Source organism: Mangrovimonas spongiae (genome assembly GCF_003944795.1).
In the GTDB taxonomy this organism is placed as follows: Bacteria; Bacteroidota; Bacteroidia; order Flavobacteriales; family Flavobacteriaceae; genus Mangrovimonas; species Mangrovimonas spongiae.
The window spans coordinates 98,365-122,118 of the sequence record NZ_RWBG01000005.1; the positions used below are offsets into that span (position 1 = coordinate 98,365).

The window sequence follows — 23,754 nt, forward strand, 5'->3', positions numbered from 1 at the left end:
ATACTTATTTTAAACTTCCCACCATATCTTCAGGTTTTACCCATTCGTCATATTCATCGGCTGTAACATAGCCTAAATTAATAGCTTCTTCGCGTAAAGTTGTACCATTTTTATGGGCTGTATTCGCAATTTCAGCAGCTTTATAGTAGCCAATTTTTGTATTTAGAGCCGTTACAAGCATTAATGAGTTATTAAGTAATTGCTTAATGGTATCGTGGTTTGGCTCAATACCGCTGGCACAATGCTCCTCGAAACTTTTACAAGCATCGCCAATTAACCTAGCTGATTCTAATACATTGGCAGCCATCATTGGTTTAAAGACATTAAGCTCGTAATGTCCCTGTGTACCACCAACAGTTACGGCAACATCGTTACCCATAACTTGAGCACATACCATAGTTAATGCTTCGCATTGTGTAGGGTTTACTTTTCCAGGCATAATTGAACTTCCTGGCTCATTGGCAGGAATAATTAATTCACCAATTCCAGATCTTGGTCCAGAGGCCATTAATCTTATGTCGTTCGCTATTTTATTTAACGATACGGCTAATTGTTTTAAAGCGCCATGTGTTTCTACTAAAGCATCGTGAGCTGCTAGGGCTTCAAATTTGTTTTCTGCCGAAGTAAATGGAAGGTTGGTAAAGTCGGCAATATATTTAGCGACAAGATTAGCATAACCATCAGGTGTGTTTAAACCTGTTCCTACAGCTGTTCCTCCAAGGGCTAATTCGGCTAAATGCGGCAAGGTGTTTTCTAAAGCTTTTAATCCGTGGTCTAATTGCGACACATAACCTGAAAATTCTTGTCCTAATGTTAATGGCGTTGCATCCATAAGGTGGGTACGTCCTATTTTCACGACATCTTTAAAATCGATAGACTTTTTATGTAATGTGTTACGAAGTTGAATAATTCCAGGAATGGTAACTTCCATTATCTTTTTATAGGCAGCAATATGCATTCCTGTTGGGAAGGTATCGTTAGAGGATTGCGATTTGTTAACGTCGTCGTTAGGTTGAATGGTTTTTTCACCTTCGCCAATAACTTTTCCAGCAAGTTGGTGCGCACGATTAGCTACAACTTCGTTTACATTCATATTGCTTTGTGTACCAGAACCTGTTTGCCAAATAACAAGCGGAAATTGGTTGTCGTGTTTGCCTTCTAAAATTTCATCGCATACAGTCGCAATTAAATCTCTTTTTTCAATATCTAAAACACCTAGTTCATGGTTAGTGTAAGCAGCTGCTTTTTTTAAGTAAGCAAAGCCATAAACAACCTCTAAGGGCATAGAGGCTGGCGCGCCAATTTTAAAGTTGTTTCTAGAACGTTCGGTTTGTGCACCCCAGAGTTTGTCTGATGGCACTTTAACCTCACCCATGGTGTCTTTTTCTATTCTGTATGTCATTTTTATAGTGTGTTATAAATATTAATAATAATGGTAACAAAGTTAAGGATTTTAACTTGCTTTTCTAAGTTTTTTAAGTCTTGAATTATTAGATGAAAGACTTGATTAAATTGGAATTAACCTCATGTTTCCCGTCAAAAGGATGCAGGCTTAATCTAGAGCCAAATAGGTTTTTGGCTTTTGTAGTTTCTGCACTAATTCGGTCGCTATTTAAGTATTCGTCTTGTGTACCATAAACAAGTTTTACCTGAGTTTTTTGGTTTAAATAACTAAAATCGTTTGAAGTAAGTTCTTTTGGGATTCCACCTGAGTGAAGAATTAATTGCGAGCATTGTATCTGTCTTTTAGCCATGTAGCGCATAGCAACACTAACCCCTTGCGAATAGCCTAAAATAATAAGGTTCTTGTCGGTAGGAATATTTTCAGACTTTAATACAGCATCAAAATAACGCATCACGTTTTCGGTTTCTTTCTTGGTATTTTCTTTGGTTAACCAACTAGCACCAACATGCCTCATTTTTGGCGCGAGATAGTATTTGCTTTGCGCTTGTGGTGCGATTATATAATTTTCTTCAGCATTTAAACTATCGAAATAGCGTAAAAAATATCGGCTTAAATAACCCATACCATGGCATACAAACCAAATGTTTTTAGTTTGCTCTGTCAAGGTGTTTAATGTACCATATGTATTTGTAGTAGTATAGGAGATTTCCTTTTCTAATGAATTCATTATTCTGTAAGGTTTTGTATTTTTACCAAAAATCCAAAATTACGGTTTTTGTTAAACCATCGCCAATAAAACCTAGTATTCCTTTAAATGAAAACAACTCAGCCTAATGTTATTGTTATACAAACATTTCACTTGCCTAAGGCAGTAGTTTGGAAAGCTATAACAAATCATAATCATATGGTTGAATGGTTTTTTCATAATATTCCAGATTTTAAAGCTGAAGTTGGGTTTAAAACAGCTTTTAATGTTAAGGTGCCAAGTCGTGATTTTATGCATTTATGGGAAATAAAGGAGGTTCTTCCGGAAGAAAAAATTGTTTATAATTGGAAGTATAAAGGGTTTGAAGGGGATTCGTTTGTTACATTTCAATTAAATGCGTTTAATAATAAAACAAAATTAACAGTGACGGTTGAGATTGTTGAGGATTTTGATGATACCATTCCAGAATTTAAACTAGAAAGCTGCGAACAAGGATGGAACTATTTTATTAAAGATAGTTTGGTGTCTTATCTTGAAGAAAATTATAATTCATAAAAAATATTTAGAATGCCACTAACAAAAGAAACGGTTTTAGCACAAGCCAATGCGGCGAGCAAAAACACATTAATGGAAACATTAGACATAGAAATGGTTGACTTTGGTGACGATTTTTTAACAGCAAGAATGCCTGTTAACTCTAGAGTTTATCAGCCAGATGGTGTGTTACATGGCGGAGCAACAGCAGCATTAGCTGAAAGTGTAGGAAGTTTTGCATCGCATATTTTTACTAATATAGAAGAGAAATTTGTAAGAGGCATTGAGATAACAGCAAATCATTTAAAAAGTGTAACAGAAGGTTACGTTTATGCAAAAGCCACCTTTTTACACAAAGGTAGAACAACACAACTTTTAGATATTCGTATTACTGATGAGCAAGATAATTTAGTTTCTGTATGTCGTTTATCAACCATTAGTTTACCTAGAAAAAAATAATGGATTTTCAAGATCTTATAGCAAAAGCATTAGAGCATTATAATAATAGCTTACCTTTTGTAGCGTATAGAAAACCCAATCAATCGACGGTAAAATTAATGCTACAAAAAGATGATAAGGTATTTAAGGTTGAAGATTTTTCGGAAAGTGGGTTTGTATTTGCGCCTTTTAACGATAAAGAAGACATTATTTTAATCCCTTTTGATGACTCTGATAATTTTCAAGCTGAGTTCAATGATCTACATCAACTAAATAAGAAAACCGAAACACAAAAAACAGCCGAAATATTAGAAGAAGATAAAACTAATCATATAAAACTGGTTGAAGCAGGTGTAAAGGCAATAGCGTCTGGAGAGTTTAAAAAGGTGGTGTTGTCAAGAAAAGAAACGGTAATATTGCATTCTAAATCGGTTATTCAAATCTTCACCGACTTATTACAAAGTTATCCGTCGGCTTTTGTGTATTGTTGGTATCACCCAAAAGTTGGGATGTGGTTAGGAGCCACGCCGGAAACCTTGTTAAAAGTTGAGAACAATCGTTTATCTACAATGGCTTTGGCGGGAACACAAAAATTTTCAGGGAATTTAGATGTGACATGGGGAGAAAAAGAACGCCAAGAGCAGCAGTTTGTTACCAACTTTATTGCAGATAGTTTACAACCTTTTGCAAATACTATTACATTAGGCGATGTGCAAACAGTAAAAGCAGGTAAACTTTTACATCTTCAAACAAAAATTACAGCTACTATTAATGGGAATCTCCAAGCGGTTTTAAAAGCGTTGCATCCTACACCAGCCGTTTGTGGTTTACCTAAACAAGCATCTAAAAACTTTATACTCAATAATGAATATTATAAAAGAACCTATTATACAGGATTTTTAGGAGAACTTAATTTAAAAGAAGCTAAATCTAGAAATAGAAACCGTCGTAATGTCGAGAATAATGCGTATGCTTCTATTAAGAATATAAGTGATTTTTATGTTAACCTTCGCTGTATGGAAATAGAAGGAGACCAAGCCAATATTTTTGTAGGTGGCGGTATTACAGAAGCTTCAAACCCAATACAGGAATGGGAAGAAACAGTCCATAAATCAGGAACAATGAAACAGGTACTATAGCTTTTTTTTATAAGCAGTTCTGTTTCTTAAAATTGTATCCATGTGTTGCTTAGACCAATCTGATAGTGCGTTAACAAAAGGAATTAAACTTTTTCCCAAATCGGTTAATTTATATTCAACTTTTGGAGGTATTTGTGGGTAAACCTTCCTGTTAACCAATCCATCGGCTTCTAAGTTTTTTAGTGATACTGAAAGCATTTTTTGTGAAATATCTCCAATAGATTGGTGTATTTCATTAAAACGCAGCACATCTTCTTGCTCTAATACCAATAAGATTAATAAAGACCATTTATCGCCAATTCTATCCAAAATATTTCTTACAGGGCAATTTAAAGGCTCGCTAAAATTTATGTCTGCTTTTTTCATATATAACGTTCTGTTTTTCAGTAAAACTAACATTTAAGTTAGTTGCTGAATAATTTGTAAGTACTTGTTTTTAAGAAACTTACTTTTTAACTTTGACTTACCAAAAGTAAGTAAATATATAAAATAAACTTAAAAAAATAATATTATGATTTTAATTACAGGAGCAAGCGGAAACTTAGGAAGTGCTGTAACAAATGAGCTTTTATATAGAATAGAAGCGTCTCAAATAGCAGTTATGTCTAGAGATACAGGTAAGGTAGATAAATTTAAGAAAAAAGGTGTGCAAGTTAGACAAGGAGATTATAACGATTATGAGTCTTTAGTAAAAGCGTTTTCAGGAATTGATAAACTATACTTTGTATCTGGAAGTGATATTGTTTCTAGAATGAAACAGCATGAAAATGTAATAAAAGCAGCTAAGGAAGTAGGTATTAAACATATTGTGTACACAAGCTTTCAGCGTAAAACCAATAACAAAGATTCTGTTATACAGTTTGTTGCTGAATCTCATATAAATACTGAAGAACTTATAAAAAACTCAGGTATTCCTTATACTATTTTAAAACATGCTTTATATATGGAAGTGTTGCCACTTTTTATTGGGGAGGATGTTATTGAAAAGCAAACAATTTACTTGCCTGCTAATGAAGGTAAAGTGTCATTTGCTTCTAGAGCAGATATGGCTCAAGGTGCTGCAATTATTTTATCAACAAAAGATCACTTGGGTAAAACGTATGAATTTGGAGGTGAAAAATCATTTACTATGGAAGATGTAGCTCAAATATTAACAGAATTATCAGGTAAAGAGATAACTTATATAAGCCCAAAAACTGATGATTTTATTACCACTTTAAGTGATGCAGGAGTTCCAAAACCAGCAATTGATGTAACAGTAGGATTTAGTCTAGGTATTGCTGCAGGAGAATTTAACCAACCTACAACAACATTAAAAGATCTTCTAGGACATGAGTTACTATCTTTATCTACATACTTAGAAGCAGAATTTGTAGGAAATTAGTATTCATTAAAAAAGGATAAATTTTATCTATAAAGACATAGATTTAAAAATACGTTAAATCTTATAGTCATTATACTTTTCAGAGAGTTTATCCATAAATTTATAGTAAACAAAAAATTAAAATATAACATATGAAATCTTTTAAAGACAAATCAATAATTATAACTGGAGCTGCAATGGGACTTGGATTAGCTACAGCAAAGTATTTAGCAGCCAAACAAGCGAGTTTAACCTTAGTTGATTATAATAAGGAAGGATTGGATACTGCTATTGAAGAAATTAAGACAGATTACCCTTCGGTTAATATCGTAGCTGTTGCTGCCGATGTATCCAAAGAAGAAAATGTTAAGAAATATGTAGCTAAAGCTAAAGAAGCCTTTGGTAAAATAGATGGGTTTTACAATAATGCAGGAATAGAAGGACGTCAAGCAGATATGGTCGATTACGATTTAGAGGTATTTAAAAAAGTTATCGATATTAATTTAATGGGTGTTTATTACGGATTGCGTTATGTATTACCAGAAATGGTAGAGCATGGTGGTCGTATTGTTAATGTAGCCTCTGTAGGCGGTATTCGTGGTGTTTTAAATCAAACCCCTTATGTTGCTTCTAAACATGCCGTAGCCGGGATGACAAAAAATGCTGCGCTTGAATACGGAAAACACAACATTTTTACAAACGCTATTGCACCAGGAGCAATTTTAACTCCTATGGTTGAAGAGGCATTTAAACAAGTAAATCCTGAAGATCCTAAAGCGGCAGAGGCGGAATATTCTAAAAGAAATCCAACAAGACGCTTAGGTAAGCCAGAAGAAGTAGCGAGCTTGGTTGCTTATTTGTTAAGTGATGATTGTAACTATGTTAATGGTCAGGTAATTGCCATAGATGGAGGAGAATCTAATATGTATGGTAATGCCTAGGTAAATTAAATTTTGATGGATAAAAGGAGTTGTTTTTACAGCTCCTTTTTTGTTTTCGTAGATAAGTTTATTATCAGATTATCGCAATAACCCACTAAGATTCTTTAATTTTGTTAAACTATTTAAACGATACATGAATTACCCAAAAATTCCACTAGCACAAACTGTTGTTCAGCTTTGTAAAGCAAAAAATATAAAACATATTGTAATTTCTCCAGGTAGTAGAAGTGCCCCGTTAACCATTGGTTTTACAGAAGATGATTATTTTACTTGTTACAGTATTGTAGATGAGCGTTCTGCAGCTTTTTTTGCTATGGGGATTGCACAAAATATCAAACACCCTGTGGCGTTAGTATGTTCGTCGGGAAGTGCATTGTTAAATTACTATCCAGCCATAGCCGAAGCCTTTTATAGTCATATTCCATTAGTTGTGTTATCTGCAGACAGACCAGAATATTTAATAGGAATAGGAGATGGGCAAACTATTAATCAGCCAGAGGTTTATAAAAATCATATCTTATATTCGGCCAATTTAAAGCTAGATTTAGAAGATACTCCAAAACGCAAGTCTGACGATGAACCTATCATTATAAAAAATATAGAAAACCGATTAGAACGCTTTTTAGGGCTTAAACAAGAAATTCAAAAGGAAAACGAAGAAGCAATTAACTTAGCCATTAATAAGGCTATTGTAAAGAATGGTCCAGTACATATTAATGTACCTTTTGAAGAGCCATTGTACGATATGGTTCAAGAGCCAACAGTAATGCCAAAAAATATACCTCCAAAAGAAATTTCTCAAAAAATAGATGCTACTATATTAAAAGACCTTGTTACCGACTGGAGTAATGCTACAAAAAAGATGGTTCTAGTTGGTGTAAATCCAAAAGATAGTATTGATGAAAGATGGTTGAATGATTTGGCTGAAGACGATAGCGTATTAGTTTTTACCGAAACAACGTCTAACATCCACCATAAAGCCTTTTTCCCGAGTATAGATAAAATGATTTGGCCTTTAAACGATGATGAATTAGAGCAATTACAGCCCGATATTTTATTAACATTTGGAGGTTTAATTGTGTCTAAAAAAGTCAAAGCGTTTTTAAGAAAATATCAACCTAAACACCATTGGCATATAGATGCTGTAAATGCAAACGACACCTTTTTCTGTTTGGAAAATCATATTAAAGTATCACCAAACAGTTTTTTTAGCGCTTTTCTTCCACAGTTAACACATCATAGAAAAAGCAACTATAAAACAACTTGGAAAAGTGTTAAAAAGCATCGAAAATTAAAACATAGTAGCTATTTAGAACAAATATCATATAGTGATTTTTCTGTGTATAATAAGGTGTTTCAGGCGTTACCAGATCATTCGGTAATGCAATTAAGTAACAGTTCTACGATTCGTTATTCGCAATTATTTGATCTAAACAAAACTATCGAAGTTCATTGTAATAGAGGAACCAGCGGAATAGATGGTAGTATGAGTACCGCAGTAGGATTTGCGTCGTCAACAACAAAGCAAACTACATTTATTACAGGCGATTTAAGCTTCTTTTACGATAGTAATGCCTTATGGAATAACTATATTCCTAAAAATTTCAGAATTATATTGGTTAACAATAGTGGTGGTGGAATCTTTAGAATTCTTCCCGGACATAAAAACACCGCTAATTTCGATCATTTTTTTGAAACTAAACATGAGTTGTCTGCAAAATACTTATGTGAAATGTATGGTTTTGAGTATAATACGGCTAAAAATATAGATGAATTAGAGGAGAGTTTAAATAATTTTTTCAATACCTCAAATCAACCCAAATTATTAGAAGTTTTTACGCCTAGAACAATCAATGATGATGTACTTCTTAACTATTTTAAGTTCATTAAATAAACGTTAAATGTGACTTTTTAAATTTTTATGTGTCTTACAAAATAGTTACCTTTAAGAGATTTAAATTTTTAACTAAAAAAGATAAAAATGAGTAAAAGAGACGAATTAATTGCAAAGTATGCAGACGATTTAAAAAATAAAGTTGGTGAAACTCCAGACATGGATTTATTAACTAAAGTAACTGTTGGTTTAGGACCATCAATTTACAACGCCGATGCCGAAACAGTATCGGGTTCTGATGATTCTGAATTAGCGACCGTTAAGAACAACTTTTTAATTAAAAAATTAGGGTTAAGCGACAGTCCTGCACTAGACGAAGCTATTGCAAAAGTTATGGAACAATACGGTAAGTCTAACCGTAACAAATACAGAGCGGTTGTATATTACTTATTAACGAAACACTTTAATAAAGAGTCTGTTTATTAGTAAACAAACTATCAAAATATATTAAATAAACGCCGCTAAATTAGTGGCGTTTTTTATTTTTTAGTATAATTATATCCTATGGAAACAGCAATACAAAAAAAAACTCTTACGTTTTTTAAAAAACTAGAAAAGAATAACAATCGCGATTGGTTTAATGAGCATAAAAGGGAATTTAAAACAATAGAAAAAGATGTTAAGCAAGTTTATAATAATCTATTAGAGTTATTAAATAAACATGATGCTGTAGATAAACTAAAAATGTTTCGAATTTATAGAGATGTGCGATTTTCAAAAAATAAACTACCATATAAAACTCATTTTGGAGGATCATTTCATAGAAACAAACCAGAACTTCGCGGTGGGTATTATTTACACATTGCACCAAATAATCAATCCTTTATCGCAACAGGGTTTTGGCAGCCCAATAAAGAAGATTTATTACGACTTAGAAAAGAGTTTGAAATAGATGATGATGAAATTAGAAGTATTATAACTCAAAAATCGTTTAAATCGGTTTGGGGTACTATTGTTGGCGATGAAGTTAAAACAGCACCTCGCGGATTTGATAAAAATCATCCTGCAATCGATCTTATTAAAAAGAAACAATACATTTTTACCAAAGCATATACCGATGCTCAAGTAACATCAAAAGGATTTATAGATGATGTTGATAGTGATTTCAAGGCGATTAGGCCATTTTTCGACTATATGAGTGATGTGTTAACCACTAATTTAAACGGCGAATCTATTATATAGCTTGTAACACATGATGTTTTTGCAGCATCATTAAATTATCTATCAAGCGTTCTTTAACCAAATTCATCATACGCTTGTTTAAAGCCGATGAGTTAGTAATGTAAAACTTGTATTCATCTACTGTAAACAGACCAATTACCATACCTTTAAGCGAATTTCTAAACTTCATATCCTTATGTATGGCGTTTTCAATATAATCTATTTGCTTTTCGTTAGATAAATCGTAAAACACATTTTTATGTTTGTTGGCATAATTTCTAAATACTTCAACAAACAAATCATTTTGGAGTTTAATAATAGGTCTTAGCGTTTTATTTTGAAAACGCTCGTCGTTACTCATATTCTCTGGAAAAACTATTGAACTAATTTGAGGACGACACTGCAAGAGGTCTTGGTTTCTGTTGTTCATCTTTAGAAGTTTTCAATAAATTTAAAAAGATACTTGCCTCAAGTAAATCATTATAAAAATTGATGTTAACAAGGTTATTAACAATAATTTTTTAGCATGAACATATAAATCTTTGTTATGCTTGTTATTGGTGTGGCTTAAGAATATCGAGTATCTTTACGTAAAAAGAATAAAACATGAAGTTTGGAAGTGTAGATAATCCAGAAACCATAGATTTTACCTTACCTCAAGACCATATTGATACGGCCAGAGTTTTAAATAAAGTAAAAGATGATAACGTGCCCGAAATTTATGTAGGCTGTGCCAAATGGAACAGAGCCGACTTAAAAGGATTTTATCCACGAGGTACAAAAGATGAGTTAGAATATTACTCAAGACAGTTTAATAGCATAGAACTTAATGCTACGTTTTACAGAATTTTTCCTGCCGAGCAATTTGAAAAATGGTACAATAAAACTCCAAAAGGATTTAAGTTTTTTCCAAAACTAAATCAGGAAATTAGTCACTGGAAACGGTTAAACCATGTAAAAGAAGTCGTTGAAAACTATTTGTACAATGCAGCTAACTTAAAAGAAAAATTAGGAACTGTTTTTTTACAAATGCATAATAACTTTACACCAAAAGACTTTAATCGTGTGGTAGATTTTGTTGAGAGTTGGCCAAAAGAAGTACCGCTGGCTATAGAGTTCCGTCATACTAATTGGTATAATGATGAAGCTGTGGCTAATCAGCTATACGATTTATTAGAAAAAAATAACATTTCCAATATCATTGTAGATACAGCGGGAAGACGCGACTTAATGCATATGCGTTTAACAAACCCTACAGCTTTTATACGTTATGTTGGCGCTAATCATAAATCGGATTATTCAAGGTTAGACGATTGGATTGCACGCATAAAAGAATGGAGCGAGCAAGGTATTAAAGAAATAGATTTTTTTATTCATCAAAATATCGAAAAAGAATCGCCATTATTAGCCGCTTACTTTATAGAAAAACTAAATACAGAATTAGGGTATAACTTAACCATTCCAAATAACAATAATCAAAGTAAATTACTATAAAATATGAGATTTCACACACGTAAATGGGTAAAACCAGAAGATTTAAATCCAAACGGGACATTGTTTGGAGGTCGCCTTTTAGCATGGATTGACGAAGAAGCAGCCTTATACACACTTATTCAATTAGAGAATAAGGGTATTGTTACAAAATTTATGTCCGAAATAAATTTTAAAAGTTCGGCAAAACAAGGTGATATTGTTGAACTAGGGATAGAAGTAGTTAACTTTGGAAAGACTTCTTTAACCTTAAAATGTGAGGCTAGAAATAAAATGACACGAGAAACCATTTTAACTGTTGATAATATTATAATGGTTAATCTTGGCGAGGATGGCAAACCAACGCCACACGGTAAAACCGAGATAGAATACGTGAAAGATAGGTTGAGTTAAAAAGTTAACAGCTTAATAACATCTAAGTTTGTAGTATTATTCGTAAATTATAGTGGTGTAAATTAGGACACTTTTAATTAACTTAAAACTTCACAATATGAAAAACAACTTTTTATTATTGCTATTATTCCTCGTCTTGGTTTCTTGTGGGGCCACAAAGTCTGTTTCTAAAAGAGTTATGAAGGGCTATTGGACGTTAGATACCATTACCTATAGTGAATCGGGGAAATTTAATGTTACGCTGTTTAATGATGCTTCAACCGATTGTTTTACAAATAGTACTTGGCGATTTATTCCTAATAATAACACAGGAATTTATACTTTAACGGGGAGCGATTGTAATGCTTCAGAAGATCGTCATTTTGTATTTACTATTGATGAAGTTGATAAAGAGTCAGGACTGTATGACTTTCTATTAAAACCAACAAACGCAAAACACAAATCTGAAACAAATCATGGCTTTCGTGTAAAACTTGCGCAGTTAAGTGAAACAAGTATGCAATGGCAGCAAACGGTATCTTTAGAAGGAAAACCGTTTACTATTTATATGAACTTTTCTAAAATAAACGAATAATATGAAAACAATGGGTAATAAATATATCGCTATTGCAATAGCTATAATCTTTTCAATTGGATTAACAAGTTGTGAAGCGACTAGAAATGCAAACAATAAACAAAAAGGAGCTGCTATTGGAGCGGCTGGCGGAGCTATTATAGGGGCGATTATTGGTAATAATGTAGGTAAAGGCGGAAATGGCGAATTAGGCGCTGTTATTGGCGGTGTTGTAGGTGGTGGCGCAGGTGTTTTAATTGGTCATAAAATGGATGAACAAGCCAAGCGTATTGAAGAGGAAATTCCAGGAGCAGAAGTAGAGCGCGTAGATCAAGGTATTGTGGTTACTTTTGATGAAAATAGCGGGGTGTATTTTGACACCGAAAAGTATAATATTAATGCCGCATCACAAACCACATTAAATAAACTCGCAGCTGTGCTTAAAGACTATCCAGATACTAATGTGTTAGTTGTTGGACATACAGATAGTAGAGGAGATGAAAGCTATAACATGACATTGTCTAAAAATAGAGCTAATTCAGTTAAAGATTATTTTGTACAACAAGGTTTAAGTGCTTCAAGGTTTACAACTAACTGGTTTGGCGAAACACAGCCTAAATATGATAATAATACAGTTGAAGGTCGCGCCAAAAACCGTCGTGTTAATGTAGCTATTGTACCTAATGAAGATATGATTCAAGAAGCTAAAGCTAATAGTAATTAGTACTGTAATTTATAAAAAATGAAAAGGCAACTAATTTTTAGTTGCCTTTTTTGTTTATTCAGGTTGTTTGGCGTCTAAACTAAGCTCAAAAACTTCGAGGTTAAAATAAGGGACAGCAGATAATGAATGATCAAAAATATCGGCAATAATATATTCGTAATTTTCCCAACGCTGATCACTGCTAAACGCATAAATCTCTAACGGGATACCTTGTGGCGTTAAGGCAAGTTGACGAATCATAATCGTCATGTCTTTATTGATAGCCGAATGGTTTTCAATATACGATTGTACATATTTTCTAAACACGCCTAAGTTGGTAAGGTTTCTACCATTAATAAGTAACGATTTGTCTATATTGTTTTTTTCATTAAAATCATTAATATCAGATTGCCTAGTGTTTAAATAATCTGTTATCAGCTGAATATTTTTTAGCTCATCAATTGTTTCTTCACTTAAATAATGTACACTGCTAGCCTTTATAATAATAGAACGTTTAATACGTCTACCACCAGACTGGCTCATGCCACGCCAGTTTTTAAAAGCATCCGATATTAAAGCGTATGTAGGAATATTAGTTATGGTTTTATCGAAATTTTGCACTTGTACAGTAGACAGGTTTATTTCTATAACATCGCCATCGGCACCATATTTCTCCATAGTAATCCAGTCACCAATTCTTATCGTATCGTTTACAGCAACTTGAATACTAGCAACAAACCCTAAAATAGTGTCTTTAAAAATAAGAAGCATTACAGCAGAAGCGGCACCTAGTGTGGTAAAAAACTTCCATATAGAAATATCAGAAATAACAACAAAAGCAAACCCAACACCTACAACCCAAGAGAATAATAAGACGACTTGTATATAACTGTCGATAGGTTTGTCTTTTAATCTAGGCTTCGTTTTAAAATAGCTTTCAAACGTTTTTAAAACACTACGTAAAATCCAGATAAATAAAACAATGCCGTAAATTTTAATAAGTTTTTCTATGGGTGATTCAAACCCAGGGAAATCTTCAAAAACAACAGGAAAAAGCTTTAAGGTAATTAATAAAGGCGCTAAATGCGCAATGTAATGGGGGGCTTTATGCTCGATAAGCATATCATCGAAATGTGTTTTCGATTTATAAGCAAACGTATGGAAAGCTCTAACGAGTACTTTTTTAGCTATGAAATCAGAAACCAGTATTAATAACACTAAAATAATGGCTAAGGCAAACATATTTAAATATGTTGCTGTGTTTTCGCCAATACCTAATTCGGTAAAATAATTAAAAAAGAATTGTTTGTAGTCGGTCATTTATAAGGTTTGTTGTTTTAATATTTTTTGATCCACATAAAATGTAGCAAAAGGAATTATCGATGCCAAAATAACAAGGGCAAACGTTTTGGTTTTCCAATTTAACTCTTTGCCTATTAAAATAGCTAAAACAATGTATCCAACAAATAAAAGGCCGTGAGGCATGCCCAATAGCTTTACATATTGCGGATCATGTGCAAGATACTTAATAGGAACAGCAATAAAGAGAAGTAAAATATAAGAAATACCTTCCAATAAGGCAATAATTCTAAACACAGAGATAAGTGATTTCATACAAATTAGTTTTTAGGTGCAAAAATACAATCTAAAAATCTTAAGAGCACAGCAAGTAGCAATTTTAACGTTACATTAAAGTTATGCTTAATCATTTATGTGTACTTTTAGCTAGATTAACAAATTAACACAAATGAAATACATTAAATTATCACTCGCATTACTTATTGTGTTTTTAGTTTCATGTAAAGAAAAAATACAAGAAGAAGTGACCGAAGTAAAGCCAACAGAGTTTAAAATTGATTATGAAAAGTTTACACTAGACAATGGGCTAGAAGTTATTATACACGAAGACCATAGCGATCCCATTGTAGCCGTAGCCACTATGATGCATGTAGGATCTAATAGAGAAAAGCCAGGGAGAACAGGGTTTGCTCATTTTTTTGAACATATGAGTTTTAATGATTCTGAAAATGTACCTCGTGGCGCCAATAGAAAAATGATTCCAGAATGGGGCGGAAGTAGAAATGGAGGAACTTGGAGTGATGGTACAGTATATTATGAAGTAGTTCCTAAAGACGCTTTCGATAAAATTATGTGGATCGATTCCGATCGTTTTGGTTACATGATAAATACAGTTACCAAAGCAGCTTTGGAGAGAGAAAAGCAAGTGGTGAAAAACGAAAAGCGTCAACGTGTAGACAATGCTCCTTATGGTTATACCGATGAAATTATTCGCAAAAACTTATATCCAGAAGGGCATCCCTATAACTGGACAGTTATTGGGCAGTTGCCAGATTTACAAGCGGCAACAATAGACGATGTTAAGGAGTTCTACAATCAATATTATGGTGCTGCTAATGCAACATTAGTTATAGCTGGTGATATCGATGTTGCCGAAACAAAGCAAAAAGTTAAACAATGGTTTGGTGAAATTAGAAAAGGACCAGATGTAGAACCATTACAACCCATGCCAGTGACATTAAATGAAACAAAATCATTATACTTCGAAGATAATTTTGCAAAACTACCAGAACTACGTATCGTAATACCTACCGTAGAAGAATATCATAAAGACACTTATGCCTTACAAATTCTTGGTAATTTATTAAGCGGCAGCAAAAAAGCGCCTTTATATCAAGTATTAGTTGAAGAGGAAAAACTAACGCCTAATGTTAGTACTTATCAAAGCAGTAGTGAGTTAGCAGGGGAGTTTGTGTTTAGAGTGCGTGCCAATGCAGGTGTAAATTTAGATAGCGTAAAACGAGCCATAAATGAAGGATTAACACGTTTTGAAGAAAATGGTGTTAGCCCAAAAGACTTAAAACGTATTAAAGCTGAGTTAGAAACAAGTCTGTATCGTGGTGTAAGTACTGTGCTAAACAAGGCTTTTCAATTAGCTCAAGATAATGAGTTTAATGGCGATCCTAGTTATATCACTCAAACAGCAAAACTTACCCAAGCAGTTACGCCAGAAGATGTTATGCGCGTTTATAATAAGTATATAAAAAATGCGAATTATGTTATGACTAGCGTGATTCCTAAAGGACAATTAGAATTAGCGGTAGATAATGCTGACAAGGCAGAAGTTTGGATTGAAGAAGTAAAACAAGATGTAGCAAGTGAAGAAGTAAGCCAAGGTGAAGAAGCCGAATACGAAAAAACACCATCTAAATACGATAGAAGTGAACCATCTTTTGGAGAATTACCTTTGTTTAAAGCGCCAGAAGTTTACCAAGGGAGTTTAGAAAACGGCTTAACCGTTTATGGTATTGAGAATAATGAAGTGCCTTTAATACAGTTTGATATTACCATTCCTGGAGGACATTTAATGGATCCAAAAGGAAAATCTGGAGTTTCAAACTTATTCACAGACCTTATGATGGAAGGCACAGCCAATAAAACACCTGCAGAATTAGAAGAAGCTATTGGCCTTTTAGGAGCTAGCATTAATATGTATACGGCTTCAGAAGACATGCATATTTCAGGGTCTTGTTTAGCTAAAAACTTTAATGAAACCATGAGTTTGGTTAAAGAAATTATTTTAGAACCTCGTTGGGACACTAAAGAGTTTGCCCGTTTAAAACAAGCCTTAGAAACAAGTCTAAAAGATAGTGAATCCAACCCAAGAAGAATAGCATATAACGTTTATGCAAAACTACTATATGGCGATAATCATAACTTTGGTGTTCCAGTATCTGGAACTTTAGAAACGGCTAAAAGTATTACAATAAACGACCTTAAAGCCTTCTATAGTAATCTATCACCTAAAGATGCAAATTTACATGTTGTAGGAGATTTAAACCAATCCCAGGTTATGGATGTGGCAAACATGTTAAATGATTGGAACACACCTAAACCAATACAACCACGGTATACTTTACCAGAAAATCCTAAAACAAACACAGTATATTTTGTAGATGTTCCGGGTTCAAAACAATCGGTGTTGTATATTGGTAAATTAGCTTTATCTGAAACTAATCCTGAAGCCAATAATTTAGCTTATGCTAACGAGATACTTGGTGGTGGTTCTAGCGGTCGGTTATTTCAAACATTACGTATTGAGAAAGGTTATACTTATGGGGCGTATTCCGGTATACGAGAAAGTAAAGAGGTTGGTCCATTTTATATAAACTCTAGTGTAAGAGCAAATGCTACTTTGGCTTCTTTGGAAATTATTAAAACTATGGTGGCAAACTATGCCGATAATTTTGGTGAGGAAGAAGTAAAAATAACCAAAGACAAACTTCTTAAAGAAAATACAAGAGCTTTCGAAAGTCTTGGAGCTAAATTAGGTATGCTACAAAATATTAGCAAATACAATAAACCAGTAGATTTTGTAAAGCAGGATCAAAATGAGTTAGTAGACATGTCGTTAAACGATTATCATAACATGATTAATAAATACCTACAAGAAGAAGACATGCTCTATATTGTAGTAGGTGATAAGGAAACACAATGGCAAGAAGTTGAAAAGTTAGGTAAGCCTATGGTAGAATTAGATATTCATGGTAATGACGTAAAATAGAATTTAATAAAATAAAATCAGTAAAAAACGACGTATTGTTATGCGTCGTTTTTTTAATATGTATATTTACCATGTGCGATAATAGCTCTGTATTTATAAACTATCATGTATCAAAACATTGAAAAACATATAACGAACTATGTAAAGGCGTCGACTGATGAATTGCAAGCCTTTACATTAAAGTTAGAGCCTGTTAATATTAAAAAAAAAGCGTTTTTATTAGAGCCAGAAACTTTTATTCATAACGAATACTTTGTTGAAAAAGGTTGTTTAATTGCATATTATTTAGATACCAAAGGCAATAAACACATTGTACAGTTTGCTATTGAAAATTGGTGGATAGGAGATTTCGATGCTTATTTTAATAATACTCCGTCCAAGTTATATATTCAAGCTATAGAAGATGCGACTTTATTTGCGCTAAGTAAAAAACACTTTAATCAACTTTTAATTGAAGCACCTATTTTTGAAAGGTATTTTCGTAGTTTAGTAACGAATGCCTTTATTGCTCAGAGGAAACGTATTTTATCAACACTACACAATTCGGTTAAAGAGCGTTATCTGGAATTTAAAACACTTTACCCTACTATTCAAGATAGGGTTCCTAATTATCATATTGCAAACTACTTAGGGATGTCTGCTGAAAGCTTAAGTAGAGTGCGTAAGCAATTAAAAGGTTAAAGTTTTGTGAATTGATTTAGGTCAATTATATTCTAATTTATGTCCTTTATTTTTGTATACCATTGTCTTGGTACAATGAAAAGACAGCTAAAGATGTTTTAGTAATGGCTAAAATGTAGTATCTTAAAGACAATTAAAATCCCTAAGCATAAAATTAAACTAATGTCACAATCACTATTAAAACCTTATCCCAAATTAGCCCTAAAAAACCGAGTTGTTATGGCGCCTATGACGAGAAGTCGTGCCGATAACGAGCAAAGAAAACCAGTAGAAATGCATGCGTTGTATTATGAGCAAAGAGCATCAGCAGGACTAATTATTACAGAAGGTTCTCAAGTCTCTAAACAAGCTGTCGGTTACATTTTCACACCTGGAATACACAGTAAAGCACAAGTTGAAGGCTGGAAAAACGTTACCCAACGCGTGCATGACAAAGGCGGTAAAATCTATATTCAATTATGGCATGTTGGCCGCATATCGCATCCCGATTTTCATAATGGCGAACTTCCATTAGCCCCATCAGCAATCAATCCTAAGGCACAATCATTTACCCCTAACGGATTTAAAGACACTGTAACGCCTCGTGAAATGACTAAGGAGGATATTAAACAAACCGTAGCCGATTTTAAAAATGCAGCAGCTAATGCCATGGAAGCTGGGTTTGATGGTGTAGAAATACACTCATCAAATGGGTATTTATTTCATCAATTTTTTAGTAATTGTTCTAATACAAGAACAGATGAATATGGTGGAAATACCGAAAATAAAAGTCGATTCTTTTTTGAGGTTTTAGAGGCTGTCAAGCAAGTTATGCCAGAAGATAAAATTGGCGTAAGATTCAATCCTTCTTTACATGGATTGTTTGGAATAACCGTTGATGAAGAAACGATACCAACCTTCGAATACATCATTAAAAGATTAAATAATTACAATCTGGCGTATGTGCATTTATCTGAACCGTTTACCGATGTTTCTAATGTGCCTCATGCTGTAACCAATATAGCAGAGCATTTTAGACCACTATATAATGGTACATTAATGATTAATGCTGGATTTACTCAAGAATCTGGAAATAAAGTTATAGCTGATGGTTTAGCCGATTTGGTAGCTTTTGGTAAACCATTTATATCTAATCCAGACTTAGTTGAAAGGTTTCAGCATAATATTCCACTAACCAAATGGGATAACGATACCTTTTACACGCAAGGCGAAAAAGGCTATACCGATTATAAAAAAGCAGAATTAAATAAAACCAATTAAACACACACAACTATGAAATTTTCAAGACACGCAAAAGCAGTATGGAAAGGAGCCGGAAAAGAAGGAAGCGGCACCTTAACAACCGATAGTAAAGTTTTAAACAATACAAGTTATTCGTTTCATACACGATTTGAGGATGGTGATGGCACCAACCCTGAAGAACTTGTAGGAGCAGCTCATGCAGGATGCTTTGCTATGCAATTAAGCTTTTTATTAGGAGAAGAAGGTGTAACGCCAAACACATTAGATGTTGCTGCCTCAGTAAATTTTCAAGATGGTAGTATTGTACAGATAGAACTAAATTTACAAGCCGATGTACCTGGTATAAGCGAAGAAAAGTTTAAAGAGGTGGCTACAAATGCTAAAAACGTTTGCCCAATCTCAAAACTTTTAGATACTGATATTAAGTTACATATTAATCTTAATCAATAAACAAGATACAATGACAACAATAAAAGCATACGGATCTATGGCACCAGAAAATGCTTTAGAACCGTTAGATATAAAACGTAGAGATGTTGGAGAAACCGATGTTAAAATAGATATCCTTTACTGTGGTGTTTGCCATAGTGATATTCACACTGCTAGAAACGAATGGGGAGGCGCAAAATACCCTGTTGTTCCTGGACACGAAATTATAGGACGCGTAGTAAGTGTTGGAGGAGATGTTAGCAACTTTAAAGAAGGGGATTTAGTAGGTGTAGGATGTATGGTTGATTCCTGTCAAACCTGTAATTCCTGTAAAAACAATCTTGAACAATTTTGTGAAAATGGCGCTACTTTTACCTATGGTAGTGCAGACCAACACATAAAAGGGCAACAAACTTATGGCGGCTATTCTACTATGGTAGTTGTAGATAAGGAGTTTGTACTACGTGTACCAGAAAATATCGATCCTGCTGGTGCTGCACCACTACTATGTGCTGGTATTACAACGTGGTCGCCTTTACGCCATTGGAATGTGAAAAAAGGTGATAAAGTAGGTGTTGTAGGACTTGGTGGTTTAGGCCACATGGGCGTAAAATTTGCTCATGCTCTTGGTGCCGAAGTTGTTATGATTACAACATCACCAGAAAAAGGAAACGATGCAAAAGAACTTGGCGCAGATGATGTTTTAATCTCAACAAACCAAGAAGATATGGCAAAACATGCAGCAAGTTTCGACTTTATACTTAACACCATTCCTGTTGGGCATAAAATGGACCCTTACATTCAGTTACTTAAAATAGATGCCACAATGGTTATTGTTGGTGCAGTCGAACCATTAGAACCGTTCCACGGTGGAGGACTTATAATGGGACGTAAACGTGTAGCAGGATCTCTTATTGGAGGTATTAAAGAAACCCAAGAAATGCTAGATTTTTGTGGTGAGCACAACATTGTTTCAGATATTGAAATGATAAATATGCAAGATATTAATACCGCTTACGACAGAGTAGTAAAGTCAGATGTGAAATATCGATTTGTTATCGATATGAAATCCCTTAAATAATAATATGAGTTTAATTAATGATTTACAATGGCGCTATGCCGCCAAAGCAATGAATGGAAAGACCGTTCCGCAAGAAAAAATAGATTACATTTTAGAAGCTGCACGTTTAGCACCTTCATCATCGGGGCTTCAGCCTTATGAGATTCTTGTTATTACTAATAAAGAGCTAAAGGAAAAGATAAAACCTATAGCATTTAACCAAAGTCAAATTGTTGATGCATCGCATGTATTGGTATTTGCGGCTTGGGATAATTATACCCTAGACCGTATAGAGAATGTATTTCAAGCAACATTAAAAGAACGCAACTTACCAAGTGATACTATGGATGCTTATAAAGAGCGTTTGTGGGGATTATACGAACCACTAGGTGAGGAGTGGCACGCGCAACATACGGCTAAACAAGCGTACATTGCGTTTGGTATGGCTATAGCCGCTGCTGCCGAGCAAAAAGTTGATGCGACCCCAATGGAAGGTTTTGATGCCGAAGCGTTAGATAATCTTTTAGAGTTAAATAAAAAAGGCTTAAAATCGGCCTTAGTACTAACATTAGGTTATAGAGACGATAATAACGACTGGTTGGTAGGTATGAAAAAAGTACGTACACCAAAGGAAAAGTTTATTACAGAGCTTGTATAAAAACAAATAATCGTTAAACAATATACACTACGTTTAATGTAGTGTTTTTTTTGATTGGTTAGTTTAGTTGACAAAAGCAGCCCACAATAATGGGCTGCTTTTTCTATATAATAATAGTTTATAGAAATTTACATTTTTTCTATTTCATACATCGATAAAATAAGTTGTTGGTAGTCTGTGTATTACGTTTATCGTTTTTTTAATGATTTCATAAGATTTTTTTAAAAAGAAGTGTTTAGTGATTTAATTTTGAGAGTGTTAAATACTATTCTCATGAAAAAATTACGTGTTCTTTTAAGTGTTTTAGGAAGTTTATTAATAGGCCAATATGTTATAGCGCAAGACGCGGCAATACAAGTTACCGAAGATGTTCCGTTTGATTATGCTTCGCGTCATGCTATTTACGATTTTTCTGAAACTAACTTAAATGCTATCGATAGTATTCCAGGCTTTCAAACTAAAGAAACCCCTTTAAAACTCACAGGAATAGTATATCAGCCAGACGGGATAACACCCGCTAAAGATGTTATTGTATTTATTCGTCATGCCAATGAGGATGGTAAATTTGATATTCGTACTAAAAACGAGAAACGCTATGTTTACCATCGTGGTTGGGTAAAAACCAATGCTAAAGGCGAATATACTTTTTATACATTTATACCAGGATCATACGCGCACAGTAAAGAATTACGCCGTATTTATAGAAGCGTTAAAGTTGCCGGACAGTTGGAATATAACTTACCAGATTTTATTTTTAACGACGACCCATTTTTAACGAAACATTGTCGTAAGCATATTAACAAAAAAGGTATCGACTGTATTCTTACCACGTTAAAAAAAGAAAACTATTATCTAGCCGAAAAGAATATTGTGCTTCGTCCAGCAGTTATAGAATAAGGGATAATACTTTTATTTTTTATATAATTTTTAGTTTTTTTCTAAAGCCATACCTAAATAAGATTTTAATATAACTTCAATAAAACCTTAGGTGTTTTCAATCTTGTAAGGAACAAATTTCGTGTTTTAAAGGTATGAGCAAATATGTATATTTGTATGTATATATGAAAAAAACAATATTTAAGATCTCAAAAATGGATTGTCCTTCGGAAGAAAATTTAATCCGAATGAAATTAGATGGCGTTTCAGCTATTGCAAATTTAGATTTTGATATACCAAACCGAAAACTAACGGTTTTTCATTATGAACAGATTGAGGAAATTGAGACCTTAATTTTTGAACTGAATTTAGGCGCAAAAAAAATCTCTACCGAACAAACAGAACAAATCAATTTTAATGAAAATGCCAACCAAAGAAAGTTACTTTGGGCTGTATTAGGAATAAACTTTGCCTTTTTTTTAATTGAAATGGCAACTGGAATAATTTCCAAATCAATGGGTTTAGTTGCCGATAGTTTGGATATGCTTGCCGATTCATTTGTTTATGGAATTAGTCTTTTTGCTGTTGGCGGAACTCTAACAAGAAAAAAACACATTGCAAAACTTGCAGGATATTTTCAAATTATTCTTGCAATTATTGGGTTTGTAGAAGTTTTAAGAAGGTTTTTTGTAAACGAAAAACTTCCAGATTTCTCAACAATGATTACCGTTTCTATTTTTGCACTTATGGCTAACGCCATTTGTTTGTACTTACTACAAAAATCAAAAAGTAAAGAAGAAGCTCATATGAAAGCCAGTATGATTTTTACATCAAACGACGTTATAATAAACTTAGGCGTTATAACAGCTGGGCTTTTAGTAAACTGGTTAAACTCAAACAAGCCAGATTTGATTATTGGAATAATTGTTTTTGCATTGATAATTCAGGGAGCTATTAGAATTTTAAAACTTGGTAAATAAAGAAAGAGTTTAATAGCTTTAGCAAAAACAAATTAACAAATGTTACTCACTAAGCACACAGCTACGGGGTTGTTTTTTGTATATTTACCTCAGGCATTTGAGAAGATTAAAAGCGGCAGTATATCTAATTACTCACCTGAATTAGAAGAACAGATTGGTGCATATTATATTATATCGGCTAAATATTTAGAAGAACAAATTAATTGGGAAAATGGAGCCACAGAACAAGACGAAGTGTTTTGGTTTAACACCCCGCAAATCGAACTACCAAATAATTTAATAGGCAATTACAACGTTAAAACTCTCTACAGACAGACAGAAGCTAAAAGAAAACAAGAGTTAACAAGAATTATTAATTCTTTGGAAGGTAGAAACCGAATTAGAATGGCTTTATATAGAAAGCAAATGATTATATATTCTATGAAACAAAGAAAAGAATTTGCTAAAAAGCTCATGTTGCTTATAAAACAGAGTTTATAAAATTATATAACCTTACTATTTATATAGAAACTATCTGTAACAAAT

The 23,754-nt window shown here is 33.4% G+C and carries 27 protein-coding genes; 21 read left to right on the top strand and 6 right to left on the bottom strand.

Translation table 11 applies throughout. From position 1 onward, the window contains the following. Nucleotides 1-4: 4 nt before the first annotated feature. Both fumC and EJA19_RS11095 read right to left on the bottom strand, forming a co-directional pair. Nucleotides 5-1,402: a class II fumarate hydratase gene (gene fumC, locus EJA19_RS11090; protein WP_125468440.1), complete on the bottom strand. Its 1,398-nt coding sequence runs from the start codon at nt 1,400-1,402 to the stop codon at nt 5-7. Between the two features lie 88 nt (nt 1,403-1,490). After that, complete coding sequence (locus EJA19_RS11095) at nt 1,491-2,132, bottom strand: alpha/beta hydrolase (RefSeq protein ID WP_125468441.1); 642 nt, start codon at nt 2,130-2,132, stop codon at nt 1,491-1,493. Nucleotides 2,133-2,219: 87 nt separating this feature from the next. Here EJA19_RS11095 and EJA19_RS11100 point away from each other — a divergent pair, with 87 nt between their 5' ends. From EJA19_RS11100 to EJA19_RS11110, 3 genes are read left to right on the top strand one after another with little or no spacing between them, the layout of a single operon-like run. Beyond that, a complete protein-coding gene (locus EJA19_RS11100) occupies nt 2,220-2,666 on the top strand; it encodes an SRPBCC family protein (protein WP_125468442.1) in 447 nt (148 codons plus the stop codon). A 12-nt stretch (nt 2,667-2,678) separates the two neighbouring features. Then, entirely contained in the window at nt 2,679-3,104 is a 426-nt protein-coding gene (locus EJA19_RS11105; protein ID WP_125468443.1) for a PaaI family thioesterase, read from the top strand. After that, the gene (locus EJA19_RS11110) at nt 3,104-4,222 is read left to right on the top strand and encodes a chorismate-binding protein (RefSeq protein ID WP_125468444.1); all 1,119 of its coding nucleotides are present in this window, start codon (nt 3,104-3,106) and stop codon (nt 4,220-4,222) included. Before EJA19_RS11105 ends, EJA19_RS11110 begins: the two co-directional genes overlap by 1 nt. Here the strand turns inward: EJA19_RS11110 and EJA19_RS11115 are convergent. Beyond that, nucleotides 4,217-4,588: a winged helix-turn-helix transcriptional regulator gene (locus tag EJA19_RS11115; protein ID WP_125468445.1), complete on the bottom strand. Its 372-nt coding sequence runs from the start codon at nt 4,586-4,588 to the stop codon at nt 4,217-4,219. The genes EJA19_RS11110 and EJA19_RS11115 overlap by 6 nt on opposite strands. Before the next feature lie 145 nt (nt 4,589-4,733). On the opposite strand from EJA19_RS11115, the gene EJA19_RS11120 reads away from it, so the two are divergent. The 5 genes from EJA19_RS11120 to EJA19_RS11140 all read left to right on the top strand — a co-directional run bounded on the left by EJA19_RS11120 (nt 4,734) and on the right by EJA19_RS11140 (nt 9,602). Next, on the top strand, nt 4,734-5,606 hold the full coding sequence (locus tag EJA19_RS11120; RefSeq protein WP_125468446.1) for an SDR family oxidoreductase: 873 nt from the start codon (nt 4,734-4,736) through the stop codon (nt 5,604-5,606). Between the two features lie 131 nt (nt 5,607-5,737). Continuing rightward, nucleotides 5,738-6,526, top strand: coding sequence for a glucose 1-dehydrogenase (locus tag EJA19_RS11125; RefSeq protein WP_125468447.1), 789 nt, complete (start codon nt 5,738-5,740; stop codon nt 6,524-6,526). Between the two features lie 133 nt (nt 6,527-6,659). After that, nucleotides 6,660-8,420, top strand: coding sequence for a 2-succinyl-5-enolpyruvyl-6-hydroxy-3-cyclohexene-1-carboxylate synthase (menD, locus tag EJA19_RS11130; RefSeq protein WP_125468448.1), 1,761 nt, complete (start codon nt 6,660-6,662; stop codon nt 8,418-8,420). A gap of 87 nt (nt 8,421-8,507) precedes the next feature. Further along, nucleotides 8,508-8,846, top strand: coding sequence for a DUF2853 family protein (locus EJA19_RS11135; protein ID WP_125468449.1), 339 nt, complete (start codon nt 8,508-8,510; stop codon nt 8,844-8,846). Between the two features lie 78 nt (nt 8,847-8,924). After that, nucleotides 8,925-9,602 carry a DUF2461 domain-containing protein gene (locus EJA19_RS11140; RefSeq protein ID WP_125468450.1) on the top strand — a complete coding sequence of 226 codons (678 nt, stop codon included), beginning with the start codon at nt 8,925-8,927 and terminating at the stop codon, nt 9,600-9,602. Here EJA19_RS11140 and EJA19_RS11145 read toward each other — a convergent pair. Further along, nucleotides 9,595-10,011, bottom strand: coding sequence for a glyoxalase (locus tag EJA19_RS11145; protein ID WP_125468451.1), 417 nt, complete (start codon nt 10,009-10,011; stop codon nt 9,595-9,597). The two genes, EJA19_RS11140 and EJA19_RS11145, sit on opposite strands and share 8 nt — an antisense overlap. 176 nt (nt 10,012-10,187) lie before the next feature. Between EJA19_RS11145 and EJA19_RS11150 the strand changes: the two genes are divergently transcribed. The 4 genes from EJA19_RS11150 (at nt 10,188) to EJA19_RS11165 (ending at nt 12,742) form a co-directional block, all read left to right on the top strand. Beyond that, nucleotides 10,188-11,075: a DUF72 domain-containing protein gene (locus EJA19_RS11150; RefSeq protein WP_125468452.1), complete on the top strand. Its 888-nt coding sequence runs from the start codon at nt 10,188-10,190 to the stop codon at nt 11,073-11,075. A 3-nt stretch (nt 11,076-11,078) separates the two neighbouring features. Further along, nucleotides 11,079-11,465, top strand: a complete 387-nt coding sequence (locus EJA19_RS11155) for an acyl-CoA thioesterase (protein WP_125468453.1) — start codon at nt 11,079-11,081, stop codon at nt 11,463-11,465. 97 nt (nt 11,466-11,562) lie between these two features. Further along, nucleotides 11,563-12,039 (top strand): lipocalin family protein, encoded by a 477-nt coding sequence (locus tag EJA19_RS11160; protein ID WP_125468454.1) that lies wholly within the window; start codon nt 11,563-11,565, stop codon nt 12,037-12,039. 1 nt (nt 12,040) lies between these two features. Then, nucleotides 12,041-12,742 carry an OmpA family protein gene (locus EJA19_RS11165; protein ID WP_125468455.1) on the top strand — a complete coding sequence of 234 codons (702 nt, stop codon included), beginning with the start codon at nt 12,041-12,043 and terminating at the stop codon, nt 12,740-12,742. A 54-nt stretch (nt 12,743-12,796) separates the two neighbouring features. Here the strand turns inward: EJA19_RS11165 and EJA19_RS11170 are convergent, their stop codons facing one another. Beyond that, nucleotides 12,797-14,041, bottom strand: coding sequence for a mechanosensitive ion channel family protein (locus EJA19_RS11170; RefSeq protein WP_125468456.1), 1,245 nt, complete (start codon nt 14,039-14,041; stop codon nt 12,797-12,799). After that, complete coding sequence (locus EJA19_RS11175) at nt 14,042-14,335, bottom strand: DUF3817 domain-containing protein (RefSeq protein ID WP_125468457.1); 294 nt, start codon at nt 14,333-14,335, stop codon at nt 14,042-14,044. Nucleotides 14,336-14,468: 133 nt separating this feature from the next. Here EJA19_RS11175 and EJA19_RS11180 point away from each other — a divergent pair, with 133 nt between their 5' ends. The 9 genes from EJA19_RS11180 to EJA19_RS11220 all read left to right on the top strand — a co-directional run bounded on the left by EJA19_RS11180 (nt 14,469) and on the right by EJA19_RS11220 (nt 23,709). Then, a complete protein-coding gene (locus EJA19_RS11180) occupies nt 14,469-17,303 on the top strand; it encodes a M16 family metallopeptidase (RefSeq protein WP_125468458.1) in 2,835 nt (944 codons plus the stop codon). 105 nt (nt 17,304-17,408) lie between these two features. Beyond that, the gene (locus EJA19_RS11185) at nt 17,409-17,984 is read left to right on the top strand and encodes a Crp/Fnr family transcriptional regulator (RefSeq protein ID WP_125468459.1); all 576 of its coding nucleotides are present in this window, start codon (nt 17,409-17,411) and stop codon (nt 17,982-17,984) included. Nucleotides 17,985-18,146: 162 nt separating this feature from the next. Then, the gene (locus tag EJA19_RS11190) at nt 18,147-19,244 is read left to right on the top strand and encodes an alkene reductase (RefSeq protein ID WP_125468460.1); all 1,098 of its coding nucleotides are present in this window, start codon (nt 18,147-18,149) and stop codon (nt 19,242-19,244) included. Nucleotides 19,245-19,256: 12 nt separating this feature from the next. Further along, a complete protein-coding gene (locus EJA19_RS11195; protein WP_125468461.1) occupies nt 19,257-19,676 on the top strand; it encodes an OsmC family protein in 420 nt (139 codons plus the stop codon). A gap of 10 nt (nt 19,677-19,686) precedes the next feature. Continuing rightward, entirely contained in the window at nt 19,687-20,736 is a 1,050-nt protein-coding gene (locus EJA19_RS11200; protein ID WP_125468462.1) for an NAD(P)-dependent alcohol dehydrogenase, read from the top strand. A 4-nt stretch (nt 20,737-20,740) separates the two neighbouring features. Then, a complete protein-coding gene (locus tag EJA19_RS11205; RefSeq protein WP_125468463.1) occupies nt 20,741-21,373 on the top strand; it encodes an NAD(P)H-dependent oxidoreductase in 633 nt (210 codons plus the stop codon). 273 nt (nt 21,374-21,646) lie between these two features. After that, complete coding sequence (locus EJA19_RS11210; protein WP_125468464.1) at nt 21,647-22,270, top strand: peptidase associated/transthyretin-like domain-containing protein; 624 nt, start codon at nt 21,647-21,649, stop codon at nt 22,268-22,270. Nucleotides 22,271-22,434: 164 nt separating this feature from the next. Further along, nucleotides 22,435-23,229, top strand: coding sequence for a cation transporter (locus EJA19_RS11215; protein ID WP_125468465.1), 795 nt, complete (start codon nt 22,435-22,437; stop codon nt 23,227-23,229). A gap of 39 nt (nt 23,230-23,268) precedes the next feature. Next, nucleotides 23,269-23,709 carry a hypothetical protein gene (locus EJA19_RS11220; protein ID WP_125468466.1) on the top strand — a complete coding sequence of 147 codons (441 nt, stop codon included), beginning with the start codon at nt 23,269-23,271 and terminating at the stop codon, nt 23,707-23,709. The last annotated feature ends 45 nt before the right edge of the window (nt 23,710-23,754 follow it).